This window comes from Streptomyces sp. NPDC050263 (assembly GCF_040655955.1).
GTDB lineage: Bacteria > Actinomycetota > Actinomycetes > Streptomycetales > Streptomycetaceae > Streptomyces.
This window is the reverse complement of sequence record NZ_JBFAKW010000003.1, coordinates 1-12,553: the sequence shown is the minus strand read 5'-3', so window position 1 is coordinate 12,553 and position 12,553 is coordinate 1. Positions and strand designations below refer to the sequence as shown.

Annotated in this window: 9 protein-coding genes; 4 read left to right on the top strand and 5 right to left on the bottom strand. The window is 71.2% G+C overall.

The window, feature by feature from the left end:
- The first annotated feature begins 25 nt into the window (after positions 1 to 25).
- A complete protein-coding gene (locus tag AB0J04_RS01730) occupies positions 26 to 556 on the top strand; it encodes a toxin-antitoxin system, toxin component (RefSeq protein WP_363166507.1) in 531 nt (176 codons plus the stop codon).
- A 53-nt stretch (positions 557 to 609) separates the two neighbouring features.
- Here the strand turns inward: AB0J04_RS01730 and AB0J04_RS01725 are convergent, their stop codons facing one another.
- Positions 610 to 1,641, bottom strand: coding sequence for an alpha/beta hydrolase (locus tag AB0J04_RS01725; RefSeq protein ID WP_363166506.1), 1,032 nt, complete (start codon positions 1,639 to 1,641; stop codon positions 610 to 612).
- 242 nt (positions 1,642 to 1,883) lie between these two features.
- On the opposite strand from AB0J04_RS01725, the gene AB0J04_RS01720 reads away from it, so the two are divergent.
- Complete coding sequence (locus tag AB0J04_RS01720; protein ID WP_363166369.1) at positions 1,884 to 2,144, top strand: hypothetical protein; 261 nt, start codon at positions 1,884 to 1,886, stop codon at positions 2,142 to 2,144.
- Between the two features lie 461 nt (positions 2,145 to 2,605).
- On the opposite strand, the gene AB0J04_RS01715 is transcribed toward AB0J04_RS01720, so the two are convergent.
- Both AB0J04_RS01715 and AB0J04_RS01710 read right to left on the bottom strand, forming a co-directional pair.
- On the bottom strand, positions 2,606 to 3,295 hold the full coding sequence (locus AB0J04_RS01715) for a 4'-phosphopantetheinyl transferase superfamily protein (protein WP_363166368.1): 690 nt from the start codon (positions 3,293 to 3,295) through the stop codon (positions 2,606 to 2,608).
- Positions 3,292 to 4,119, bottom strand: a complete 828-nt coding sequence (locus tag AB0J04_RS01710) for a metallophosphoesterase (protein ID WP_363166367.1) — start codon at positions 4,117 to 4,119, stop codon at positions 3,292 to 3,294. The genes AB0J04_RS01715 and AB0J04_RS01710 overlap by 4 nt, the downstream gene beginning before the upstream one ends.
- 409 nt (positions 4,120 to 4,528) lie before the next feature.
- On the opposite strand from AB0J04_RS01710, the gene AB0J04_RS01705 reads away from it, so the two are divergent.
- Together AB0J04_RS01705 and AB0J04_RS01700 are read left to right on the top strand one after the other, a co-directional pair.
- Positions 4,529 to 5,668, top strand: coding sequence for an ATP-grasp domain-containing protein (locus tag AB0J04_RS01705; RefSeq protein WP_363166366.1), 1,140 nt, complete (start codon positions 4,529 to 4,531; stop codon positions 5,666 to 5,668).
- Between the two features lie 265 nt (positions 5,669 to 5,933).
- Positions 5,934 to 7,622, top strand: a complete 1,689-nt coding sequence (locus tag AB0J04_RS01700; RefSeq protein WP_363166365.1) for a carbohydrate binding domain-containing protein — start codon at positions 5,934 to 5,936, stop codon at positions 7,620 to 7,622.
- Positions 7,623 to 7,942: 320 nt separating this feature from the next.
- Here AB0J04_RS01700 and AB0J04_RS01695 read toward each other — a convergent pair whose 3' ends face one another.
- Together AB0J04_RS01695 and AB0J04_RS01690 are read right to left on the bottom strand one after the other, a co-directional pair.
- Complete coding sequence (locus tag AB0J04_RS01695) at positions 7,943 to 9,193, bottom strand: alpha-L-fucosidase (RefSeq protein ID WP_363166364.1); 1,251 nt, start codon at positions 9,191 to 9,193, stop codon at positions 7,943 to 7,945.
- 95 nt (positions 9,194 to 9,288) lie between these two features.
- On the bottom strand, positions 9,289 to 12,405 hold the full coding sequence (locus tag AB0J04_RS01690; protein WP_363166363.1) for a glycoside hydrolase family 38 C-terminal domain-containing protein: 3,117 nt from the start codon (positions 12,403 to 12,405) through the stop codon (positions 9,289 to 9,291).
- Positions 12,406 to 12,553 lie beyond the last annotated feature (148 nt).

The following is a 12,553-nucleotide window of genomic DNA, read 5'->3' as shown; positions in this document are numbered from 1 at the left end:
GAGAAGGGTGAACATCGCCAAGGAAATGCGCCGCCTCAGCGGCGAACTGGTCTCGGAACTGACCCTCGCGGCCCCCGCCGCGCCCGCCGAGCTGTACACCGCCCTGTGCGACGGGATGAGCAGACGGCGCGGTCGCCCCGTCCACTTCCGAATGGCCCCCTTCCCGGCCGACACGGCCAGCGGGCTGTGGCTGGACATGGCCGACCAGGATCTGGTCGTCATCGAGGAACGCACCGCGCCCGACCACCAGTTGGTGATCCTGGGCCACGAGCTGTGGCACATGAACGCGGGCCACTGCGGCCATCACGTCCAGGGCGCCGCGGTCGCGGCCCGTTTACTCAGCGACGGGGCGGACCTCCAGGCGACGGTCCGCAGCGTCGCCGCGCGCACGCGTTTCGACCTGGCCGACGAGCGGGACGCCGAGAGCTTCGGCCTGCTGCTGGCCAGCAAGTGCCGTACCTGGCTGCCGGGTTCGTCGCCGCGGGGCCGCGGACAGCGTGATCACCTGGCGGGCCGGATCGAGGCGTCGCTGGGCTACCTGGGGCCGCAGAACTGACCTCCCGCCGGGTCGGGGTCCGGTGGGCAGTGGCACCCGGTCAGGTCCGCCGGTCAGGTGGCGCTGCGCTCGCTCGCCTCGCGCAGATCCTCTCCCGCACCGTCCGGCAGCCCCGTCGGGCCCGTCCCCGGACGGCCCTCGCGCAGGAGTTCGCGCCAGCGGTCGCGGCTCCAGTCGGCCGAGGCCGTCGTCCGGGTGAACTCCTCGACGAGGGCGCGGAATCGGGCGGGGTCGCTGTGGAACGGGAAGTGGCCGGCCCCTTCGAAGATCTCCAGCCGGCTGCCCGGCATCGCCTCATGGGCGCCGTACGCGTGCCGCACCGGCACCACGCTGTCCCGGTCGCCCCACAGCAGCATCGTCGGTATGCCGGCCGTCAGATAGCAGCGGTCGAGCATGGTCACGACCTGGCCGCGCCAGTCGACGACCGCACGCAGGGTGCGGATGAAGGCGCTGCGGGAGGTCTCGTCCGGCAGGGCGTCGACGAGGTGCAGCAAGTCGGGTGCGTCCTGGCCGAGATCGGTGTCGAGCAGCTCCATCAGCTTGATCACCAGCCCTACTTGGAGCCGCGCACCCGGCAGCCGGAGGGCGGACAAAGCCAGTTGTGCGCCCGGCAGCGAGACCAACCGCAGCGCGGGGTTGACCTCACGGCCGACTCCGCCCGCGCTGACGAGGATCAGCCGTTCGGTGCGCTCGGGGAACTGGTAGGCGAACTGCATGGCCACTCCCCCGCCCAGCGAATGCCCGACCAGGGTCGCCGACTCCACGCCGAGCGCGGACAGCAGATCACGCAGGCCGTTGGCGTACGCGGCCACCGAGTAGTCGGCACGGGGCTTGTCGGAGGCCCCGTGACCGAGGAGGTCGGGGGCGATCACGGTATGGGTGCGGGCCAGGTCGGGAATCAGCTCGGCCCAGGTCGCCGAGGAGTCGCCGATGCCGTGGATGAGGACCAGCGCCGGACCCTCTCCGGCCATCCGGAAGGCACGCCGGTAACCGTGCACCACCCGGTGGCGCAGCTCCAGTTCTCCGTCGCCCACCGAGCGCAGCCGTGCGGCGCGCGCGGGGCGCCGCTGCGGGACGTCGACCACCCGCTCGCCTCCCTGTTCCACCGGCCGCACGGCAGTCCGCCGAAAGCCCTTCCCGCCAGCGTAGGACCCCTTTCCCCCAGGGGATTTCGGACAGGTTTCACCTCCGCTAAGCGGGCGAACCGAAGTGGAGGACGGCCGGATTGTCAGTGGTGCGCGGCAAGCTGGGGGGTGCGCCGCCGCATGGGGGCGTACGCGCCGTCAGGGCGCGTGGGAGCCGACGCCGACGCGGGGAGAGCCGACCGATGCCCACTGCCGTACTGACCGACCGCGAGCGCACCGCCGTACAGGCCTACCTGCGGCTGCTGCACACCGTACGAGCCGCCTTCGGCGACGAGGGGGCCGGCCGGGGCGCCGGCGCCTCCGGACCCCCGTACGACCGGCTGCCGCCCGTGGTCCCACCCGCCGTCCTGGCCGAGGCGGAACAGGCCCTGGCCGACGCGGGCCTGGCCGGCAACGAGGAGGAATTCTTCCGCCTGCTGCACAACTGGTGCCCCGGCCCATGATGCCGCGGGCCGTCGCCGCGGGCCTGCCAGACCGTGCCCGCCCCGGCCCGTGACGCCGTCGTGCGCTCGCCCTCAGGGCGTGGTGGACCGTACCGCCCCGGCTCGGTCCACCGCCCGTTGCCCCGGCCGACGCATGGCCGCCGCCGTCGACCACGACGACCAGCGCTCTTTCCGGCAGCCGCGCAGCCGGCGCCCGCGCCGTGACGTCGCCGGGCGCGCCCGGGCGTGATGGCCCGTGGCGTCGGGCCTCGGTCCGCGGCGGCCGCCGGCCGGCCGACGGTCGCCGTCCCGGCCGATGCGTGCCCAGCTGACGACGAGTAGCGGTCCTTCCGGTTGCCGTTCGCCGTCCCGGCCGAGGCCGGGCATGCCTGCGAGTGGTCGCCTCGGGTCCGGGGGACCGTGCCAGCCGCGCCCTGATCCGTCGGGCCGCGGCCGGGCAGGCTGACGGGTGGTCGGTCTCCTCAGGCGTGGTGGATCGTGACCGCCGTGGCCACCAGGCCGCGGCGGACGGTCCAGCGGCCGTCGAAGTGGCCGAGCCGACGGTCGCCGACGAGCGGGCCGGGCACGAGGAGCCGGGCGCGGAAGGCGCCCTGCGAGGGGTCGGCGGGGTCGGCGGTGATGTCGATGTCGGCCTCGCTGAAGTCCAGCCACTTACGGGTGAGCGGGAACCACGCCTTGTAGACGGATTCCTTGGCGCTGAACAGCAGCCGGTCCCAGTGCACCTCGGGACGGTCCGCGGCCAGACGGCCGAGCCGCTCCGCCTCCGCGGGCAGGGCGACGGCGGAGAGCACGCCCTCGGGCAGGGGCGCGTGGGGTTCGGCGTCGATGCCCAGGGAGGCCAGATCGTCGGCCCGGACGAGCGCCGCGCCGCAGTAGCCCTCGCAGTGGGTCATGCTGCCGGTCAGGCCGTCCGGCCACTGCGGCGCGCCGCGCTCGCCGGGCAGCACGGGCTGCGGGGGCACGCCGAGCTTCTCCATGGCGCGCCGGGCGCAGGCGCGTACGACGGTGAACTCGCGGCGCCGCTTCTCGACCGCCCGCGCCACCAGCGCCTCCTCCTCCGGGTACAGCGGCCCGTCCCCGAACTCCCGGACGCCCTCCTCGCCGAAGGCCTCCACCGCCACCGCCGACTCCGGCAACAGTTCCTCGATCACTCGGCCTCGGCCTCCCTGGGCAGGATGCGCCGCAGCCGACCCGGAGGCTGCGGCCGCTTGCGCCATTCGCGGGGGTAGCCCACCGACACCTCCTCGAAGCGGACGCCCTCGTGCCAGGTGGTCCGCGGAATGTGGAGGTGGCCGTAGACCATGGTCTCGATGCGGAACCGGCGGTGCCAGTCGGCGGTGAGCTCGGTGCCGCACCACATGGCGAACTCGGGGTGCCACAGCACGTCCATCGGATGCCGGTGCAGCGGATAGTGGTTGACGGGGACGACGGGCAGGTCGTCCGGGAGCTCGGCGAGCCGGCGTTCGGTCTCGGCGACCCGTGCCCGGCACCAGGCCTCACGGGTGGGATACGGGTCGGGGTGCAGCAGGTACTCGTCGTTGCAGACGATCCCGGTGCCCTCCGCGTACGCCAGCCCCTCCGCCTTGGTCGAGCAGCCGGCGGGCAGGAACGAGTAGTCGTACAGCAGGAAAAGCGGTGCGACGGCCACCGGGCCGCCGGGCCCCTCCCACACCGGATAGGGGTCCTCGGGCGTCGTCACGCCCAGGTCGCGGCAGAGCTCGACGAGGTGCTCGTAGCGGGCGACCCCGCGCAGGGTGACCGGATCCTTCGGATGGGTCCACAGCTCGTGGTTGCCGGGGGCCCAGACGACCTTGCGGAACCGGCTCGCGAGGGTCTTCAGCGCCCAGCGGATGTCGGCCACGTTCTCCGAGACGTCGCCGGCGACGAGGAGCCAGTCCTCGTCCGACTCCGGGGCCATGGCCTCGACCAGGGCGCGGTTCTCGGGATATCCGATGTGCAGATCGCTGATGGCCAACAGTCGTCCGGCGGGTGGTCCGGCCCGTCGCCCTGCGTCACCGGCCGTCGTCGTCACCTTGCGCCCCCGCTCACGTCGCCCACGCTCCGCATCCTCACGAACACACCAGTGCCACCACGAGAACACATTCACGCCTGCGGTTCAAGGTCGGATCGGGTCGCCCGCCACGTCGACACCCGGCGCCACCTGCGCCGGAGCGCGCCACTACCCGACCGCACGCCACACGTGAACAAGATCGGAAAATCCGTAACACGCGCGTTGCACGCCGCACCCCCGAGAACCCGTATGATCGCCCCAACACCACCGCCATGGACGTCCCTTCCGCAGGGCGGTTTTGGTGACCCACCATTCCCCCTGCCCGGGCCGGGCTTGCTCCGCCCTGCCCGCGAACCGTGAAAGGCGGCCTCGCATGGTCTCTCGCGTACGCGTCTGGCTCAACCGCACGTACGCGGAGAACGTGTTCTTCACGGATCAGCTGCGACGAAATCCCAGCGATCGCGCCGTCGAGATCCATGCCACGCACGGTGACGCCGACTCTCCCGTGCTGGCCGCCGCCGACACCGCCGAGCTGGAGCCGGAGGGTCTCTCCCCGGCCGCGTACGTCGAGTACGCGCTCGCCCAGTGCAAGCGCCGCAGCATCGACGTCTTCGTGCCCCGGCTGAACCAGTCGGCCATCGTGGCGCACCGCGCCGACTTCGAGGCGATCGGCACCGCACTGCTGGCGCCGCCGCCGGAGGCCGTCGCCGTCTTCCACGACAAGGTGATCGCGTACGAGGCCGTGAAGGCGATCGGCGTGCCCGTGCCGCCGTGGTACCGGGCCCGCTCCGCGGACGAACTCGTCGGTGCTGTCGAGGAGTTGGAGGCGGCCGGACACAAGCCCTGCTTCAAGCCCGCGTCCGGCGCCGGCGGTGTCGGTTTCCGCATGATCACCCGGGCCCCGTTCTCACTCATGCACCTCAGCGGTTTCCCAAGCGCGTACGTCCAACTGGACATGGTGGTCGAGGCGTTGAAGCAGTCCGAGGAGTCGGTCGACCTGCTGGTCATGCCCCGCCTGGAGCAGCCCGAGGTGTCCGTGGACTGCCTCACCGGCCCCGACAACGTCCTGCGGATGGCCATCGGCCGCACGAAGAACGGCCGTCGCCGTGGCTTCACGCTGCACGAGCAGTGGCTGGAGCCCGCGCGTCTGATCGCCGAGGGCTTCGGGCTGCACTACCTGTCCAACATCCAGTTCCGGATGTTCGGCGACCGGCCGGTCCTGATGGACGTCAACACCCGCCCGGCCGGCGGACTCCACCAGCTGTCGTTGTGCGGCGTCAACGCGCCGTGGGCGGCGGTGCAGTTGGCGCTCGGCGAGGACCCGGGCGAGATCGTGCCGCCGTTCCTGGGGCAGGACTACACCGTGGTGTCGGGCCCGCGGCCGCTACGCGCGGTCTCGCTTCCGCACCAGCGCGTGGACGAGACGCCCGAGCCGCTGCTGCCTGCCGTGCCGGCGCCTGCCGAGGCCGTCGAGGTGGCGCCTGCGGGTGCGGCCGAGGCGTTGCAGCACTAGGGGGCTTCTGATAGATCTCCGCGGCGTCGCACCGAACGCCGCTCCTTCTCCCACGGAGATCCATCAGAAGCCCCCTAGGCGATACGCCGCGCCGGGCAGCACGTCGAGTCCGGCGGTACGCCTCAAGAAACTGAATCTCTCCTCACCGGTATGGACCAATTCCGCCCGTCGCCTTGACAGGCGGATTGGTCCATACCAACTTTGTTGCGCACCCCTGCACACTCCCCTGCACTCCCGAACACCCCCATACCTTCAGGGAGATCGCGTGCGCACCAGATCCCTCGGACGCCCATGGCGTCGATTCCTCGCCCTGCTCGGCACCGCCGGGCTCGCCCTCGCCGGGGCCGTCGCCCTGCCGGGCACCGCTCAGGCGGCCAACGTCCTCACCAATCCCGGCTTCGAGTCGGGCGCCGTCTCGCCCTGGTCCTGCAGCGGCAACCTCGGCTCGATCGTCTCCTCACCCGTGCACGGCGGCTCCAAGGCCCTTGCGGGGGCCGTGAGTTCGAGCGACATCGCCAAGTGCGGCCAGACCGTCGCCGTCCGGCCGAACACCACCTACGCGCTGACCGGCTGGGTGCGCGGCTCCTACGTCTACCTCGGCGTCGACGGCGGAGCCTCCACCTGGACGTCGTCGCCGTCGACTTACAGCCTGCTGTCGGTGTCCTTCACCACCGGGGCCGCGCAGACCAGCGCCACGATCTATGTGCACGGCTGGTACGCCCAGGGCACCTACTACGCCGACGACATCAGCCTCGACGGTCCCGGCGGGGGCGGCGGTTCGGACACCCAGGCACCGACCGCGCCCGGCGCGCTCACCTCGACCGGCAAGACGTCGTCCAGCGTGTCGCTGTCCTGGAACGCCTCGACCGACAACGTCGGCGTCACGGCCTACGACGTCTACCGCGGGTCCACGAACGTCCTCACCGTCTCCGGTACGTCCGCCACGGTCAGCGGGTTGTCCGCGAGCACGGCGTACACCTTCACGGTGAAGGCGCGCGACGCCGCCGGGAACACCTCCGCGGCCTCCAACTCCGTGTCCGTCACGACGAACGCGGGCGGCGGGGGCGGCACCGGGTTCAAGCAGGCTGCGCCCTATCTGTTCGAGGGCTGGGGCGATCCGCCGAGCGCGACCACGGTGATGAACGCGACCGGCGTCAAGTGGTTCACCATGGCCTTCATGCTGGACGGCGGCGGCTGCAATCCGATGTGGGACAGCAACCGTCCGCTGACCGGCGGCGTCGACCAGAGCGTGATCAACCAGATCCGCTCGGCGGGCGGGGACATCGTGCCGTCGTTCGGGGGCTGGCAGGGCAGCAAGCTCGGCGCCAACTGCTCCTCGGCGAGCGCGCTGGCGGCCGCGCTGCAGAAGGTGATCGACGCCTACTCGCTCAAGGCGATCGACATGGACATCGAGAACACGGACGAGTTCGAGAACGAGGCCGTGCAGGCGCGGATCCTCACCGCGCTGAAGACCGTCAAGGCGAACAACCCCGGCCTGAAGACCATCGTCACCTTCGGGACGTCCACGACCGGGCCGAGCTACTACGGCAACCGTCTCATCGAGCAGGCCAAGTCCCTCGGCGCCGACATCGACGTCTTCACCATCATGCCGTTCGACTTCGGCGGCGGTGCCGACATGTACGGCAACACCGTGAACGCCACGGAGGGACTGAAGAACAAGCTGAAGTCCACCTTCGGTTGGGACGACGCGACCGCCTACGCGCACATCGGCATCTCCGGTATGAACGGACTGTCCGACCAGCAGGAGAACACCACCCCGGCGATCTGGACGTCGATCCGCGACTGGGCCAACGGCCACCACATCGCCCGGCTCGCCTTCTGGGCCGTCAACCGCGACCGGCCGTGCCCGGGCGGGGGCGTGGTGAGCAACTGCTCCGGCATCAGCCAGAGCACCTGGCAGTTCACCTCGATCACGGCCGGCTTCACCGGCTGAGCGACTCGGCTGCCGAGCAGCTCGGTTCGGCTGCCGAGCGAGACTGCGCGAGCGAAAGTCCCCCGGGTTCCGGTCCGGGGGACTTTTTTCCTGAGGGGTGTATCAGGGCCCGGGGTGGCTGCTCCTAAGTGTGTAGGGCCCACCGGGGAACGGCTGGGGGAGCACGGCGCCTCGGGGGAAGCACAGGGATCGACGGGGGAAACACGGGAATCGACGGGGGATTCCCGGGGGAACGGGGGATCGGGTCGGTCGGCCGCTGTCACGGGGAGCGACCGACCGACCCGACCGGGAGACCAGGTGGCCAGGTGGCCAGGTGGCCGTCAGAAGCGTCCCGAACCCCGGTACAGCTCCAGTTCGCCGTCCAGTTCGACGGCGAGGACCGTGGCGTGCGGGTCGAGGTCGGAGCCGGCCGGCGGGTCGATCCAGAGCACGCCGACCGCCTCGTGCAGACCGCCGACGACCCGGTGGGCAAGCTCCGTGCCGGTACCGAGCACGGTGACCCTGCGGACCGGCGTGACCAGACCCCGGACGCCGATCTCGGCACGCGGGATGTCGAACAGGGTGAGGTAGAGCGTACGGCCGTCGACGGAGAGGGTGCTCGGCCCGTAGTGGTGCCCGGCCGGCAGCCCCCGTACCGTTCCGTACACGGCCTCGGAGTGCTTGCGGATCCACTCCCCCAGACCTTCGAGGCGCTCGACCTGCGGCTGCGGGATGGTGCCGTCCTCCTTCGGGCCGACGTCGAGCAGCAGGTTGCCGCCGCCTCCGATGGTCTCCGCGAAGTAACGGATCAGCTGGCTCAGCGACTTGTGGTTGTGGTCGTGGTGCTGGTACCCCCACGAGTCGTTGATGGTGAGACACAACTCCCAGGGACCGGCGGGCGGTTCGATGGGCGCGCCCTGTTCGGGGGTGGCGTAGTCGCCCTCGCTGAGCATGCGGGCGTTGAAGACGACGTGCGGCGAGTACGAGCGGATCAGCGCGGCGAGCTCCGGGATGCGCCACTGCTCCTCGCTGCGGTCCCACTCGCCGTCGAACCACATCAGGTCCGGCCGGTAGCGGGAGGCCAACTCCCTGATCTGGCCGTCCCGGTAGACGATGAACCGCTCCCAGGCGTCCAGGTCCTCGTCCTCGGCGGAGCACTCGGAGTAGCGGTTGTCCTCCAGCTCAGGCGGGCGGCCCGGCTTGCGCGTGGAGGCGTAGTCGGGGTGGTTCCAGTCGGAGTGCGAGTAGTACAGGCCGACCTTGAGGCCCTTCTCGCGCAGGGCGTCCGCGTAGCCGGAAAGGTAGTCGCGGCCCAGGTTGAGGTCACCGTACGCGGTGTCCCACAGGGCGACGCCGTCGTGGTGGCGGCTGGTCAGGACGGCGTACTTGGCGCCGGCGCGCTCGAACAGGTCGGCCCATGCCTTCGGGTCGTACGCGGCGCCGGTGAAGCGGTCGAGCTGGGACATGTACTGGTCGTGCGGGACGATGTCGTCGTAGAACGACCAGGACTCCTGGACGCCGTCGACGGCGTAGATGCCCCAGTGGACGAAGATCCCCAACTTGGCGTCGGTGAACCAGGGTTGCATGGACACGGATGAACTCCTCCGCAGAACAGGGCACTTCAGAGCTGGGCACTTCAGGGCAGGGGCGGGCGCGTGGAGTGTGCGCCCGCCCCGAGGGACCGCTGCTAGCGGCCGGTGGCGGCGCGTTCCAGACGGAGCGTCAGGATCTGGAACGGCCGCAGTACGACGTCGACTCCGCCGCCCGCACCGACGACCGCAGGCTCCAGCGGCCGCTCCAGCAGGTCGGTGATCTGCGCGCCCGCGAGCGGGAAGCTCGTGCGCAGCGCGCCGGTGGCCCGCCCGCCGCGGGACTCGTAGAGCCGGACCACGACGTCGCCGGACTCGTCGTCGGCGAGCTTCACGGCCTCCACGGTGATGCCGTCGCCGTCCACCGAGACGACCGGCTCGGGCGCGTGAGCCGCGTCCGCCACGTCCGCGACGCGGAGCGGGAGGTTGAGGGCGTAGCCCTCGGCGACCGCGTCCTCGATGCTCGCGCCGGGCAGCAGCGCGTAGGCGAAGCGGTGCCGGCCCTGGTCGGCCTCGGGGTCCGGGATGCGCGGGGCGCGGACCAGGCTGAGCCGGACGGTGGTGGTCGTGCCGCCGTCCTCGCGAACCGTGCGGGAGACGTCGTGACCGTAGGTGGAGTCGTTGATGACCGCGACGCCGTAGCCGGGTTCGCCGATGTGCACCCAGCGATGGCCGGAGACCTCGAAGCGGGCCGCCTCCCAGCTGGTGTTGGTGTGGGTGGGGCGCTGGATGTGGCCGAACTGGATCTCGGCGGAGGAGTGCGGGGCCCGGATGTCCACCGGGAAGGCCGCCTTGAGGATCTTCTCCGCCTCGTGCCAGTCGATGTCGGTCTCGAAGTCGATGCGGGGGCTGCCGGCGCGCAGGGTGACGGTCTGGGTGATCGTCGAGCCCTTGCCGAAGGAGCGGGTGATCCGGATCGCGCCGACGAGCGGGTCCTCCTCGACGACCGTCACCGCGTCCGGCTCCAGCAGGTCGGTGTAGCGGTTCTGGTAGTGCTTGTCGATGTCCCAGGCGTCCCAGTAGTTGGGGAGGTCGGTGTGCAGACGCAGCAGGTTGCCCTGGTCGGCGAGGACCTCACGGTTCGCCCGTAGATCGTATACAGAAGACAGTGTGCCGTCTTCTGCGATCTGTACACGCACCAGCCCGTTGTCGAGGACACGGCCGGACACCGTCACCGGCTGCGGCGGCTGCCCGCCGCCTGCCGAACCCGCCGAACCCGCCAGCGGCGCGCTGCCGCTCGCGGGCACCTCGACATACGCCGGCGCGCCCTCGGGCGTACGGACCACCTCGGCGCGGTCGAACGGGCTGGTGTTGAACACCCGCGCCGCGCTGTCGCCCGGCCGGCCCTCGCCCGCCCGGCCGCCGCCGAGCGCGGCGACCGCCTCGGCCGTCAGCACCTCCAACTCCTCGGCGACACGCGCGTATTCGGCCTCCGCCTCGCGGTGCACCCAGGCGATCGAGGAGCCCGGCAGGATGTCGTGGAACTGGTGCAGCAGCACCGTCTTCCAGAGCCGGTCGAGCTTCTCGTACGGGTAGGCGTAGCCCGGCGCGTGCAGTGCGGCCGTCGTGGCCCACAACTCCGCCTCGCGCAGCTTGTGTTCGCTGCGGCGGTTGCCCTGCTTGGTGCGGGCCTGGGTGGTGTAGGTGGCGCGGTGCAGCTCGAGGTAGAGCTCGCCGACCCAGACGGGCGCGTCCGGGTACTCCTCGCGGGCCTTGGCGAAGAAGGTGTCGGGGTGCTCGACGACGACCTTCGGCGAGCCTTCCAGGTCGGCCAGCCGGCGCGCCCGTTCCATGATCTCGCGGGTGGGGCCGCCACCGCCGTCGCCCCAGCCGAACGGGGCGAGCGAGCGCGTGCCGCCGCCCTTCTCGGAGTAGTTGCGGACCGCCCGGTCCATCTCCTCGCCGCTGAAGCGCGCGTTGTAGGTGTCGACCGGCGGGAAGTGCGTGAAGATGCGGGTGCCGTCGATGCCCTCCCACCAGAAGGTGTGGTGGGGGAACTTGTTCGTCTGGTTCCAGGAGATCTTCTGGGTGAGGAACCAGTCGTTGCCGGCGAGCTTGGCGAGCTGCGGGTAGGCGGCGTTGTAGCCGAAGGAGTCCGGCAGCCAGACGCCCTTGGTCTCGATGCCGAAGTGCTCGATGAAGAACCGCTTGCCGTGGACCAGTTGGCGGGCGATGGCCTCGCCGCCGGGCAGGTTGCCGTCGGACTCGACCCACATGCCGCCGACCGGCGCCCACTGCCCGCGCCGCACCGACTCCTGGATCCGCGCCCACACCTGCGGGTAGTTGTCGCGCACCCACTCGTACTGCTGCGCCTGCGAGCAGGCGAAGATGAAGTCGTCGTACTCGTCGGCGAGCGAGGTGACGTTGGAGAAGGTGCGGGAGGTCTTGCGCTTCGTCTCGCGGATGGGCCACAGCCAGGCGGAGTCGATGTGCGCGTGGCCGACGCCGGAGACGGTGTGGGCGCTGGCGTGGGCGGGCCTGGCCAGGACGGGGGCGAGGACCTCGCGGACGGCGGCGGCGGTGCCGGAGACGTCGTCCAGGTCGAGGGCGTCCATGGCCCGGTCCAGGGCGTGCATGATCTCGTGGCGCCGCGGCTCGTGCTCGCCGAGGTGGACCATGAGCTCGCGCAGCACCTGGAGGTCGAGGTCGAGGTGCCAGACCTCCTCGTCGAGGACGGCGATGTCGGCGCGGCGGAATGTATACAGTGGACGGTCGCCTGCCGTCAGCACATCGCCCAGCGGCGTCGGCGCCGCGAAGTCGTTGGCCAGGATGTCCGGGTTGGAGGCCGCCTCGACGAGGTAGTCGATGCTCTCCCCGCCCACCGCCGGGTTGCCGATCGGCACGTACTGGTTGAGCGGGTTGACCGCCTTGAGCGGCGTCCCGTCGGTGAGGTGGACGAGGGCCTCGGCCTGGTTGCCGGGCCAGTCGCCCACGAAACCGAGGTCGATGACGGCCTCGACGCGCTTGCCGGCCCACTCGGCGGGCACCCGGCCGCGCATCCGGAACCAGGTGGTGCCCCAGGGCGGGCCCCACGGGGTGTCCATGGCGAAGGGCTTGTAGGCGGCGGCCGCGGCCTCCGCGAAGGGGACCGGCTCCCCCGGCGCCTGCCAGGCCTCGACCTCGAAGGGCACGGTCGCCGCGTAGATCGCGGGCTTGATGCGCTGGTTGTGGACGCGCTCGACGCGCTCCTCGATGCGGCGGCGTTCGTCATGCATGGGGAATCTCCAGAGAGGGACCACGGAGGGCGGGGAACTCGGGGACGGCTAGAGCTAGTGCCGCGGCAGGCAACGTTTGCCCGTCAAGGAGCGGCGTCCGGTGCGTGCTCTCGGCGTGCCGGCCGGAAGTCCTCGTACTGGACGTACT

Excerpts from the sequence above, each read along its gene's own strand:
- AB0J04_RS01730 (WP_363166507.1), top strand. The coding sequence starts at position 26 with ATGCGCCGCCTCAGCGGCGAACTGGTCTCGGAACTGACCCTCGCGGCC.
- AB0J04_RS01705 (WP_363166366.1), top strand. The coding sequence starts at position 4,529 with ATGGTCTCTCGCGTACGCGTCTGGCTCAACCGCACGTACGCGGAGAAC.
- AB0J04_RS01690 (WP_363166363.1), bottom strand. The coding sequence starts at position 12,405 with ATGCATGACGAACGCCGCCGCATCGAGGAGCGCGTCGAGCGCGTCCAC.
- AB0J04_RS01720 (WP_363166369.1), top strand. The coding sequence starts at position 1,884 with ATGCCCACTGCCGTACTGACCGACCGCGAGCGCACCGCCGTACAGGCC.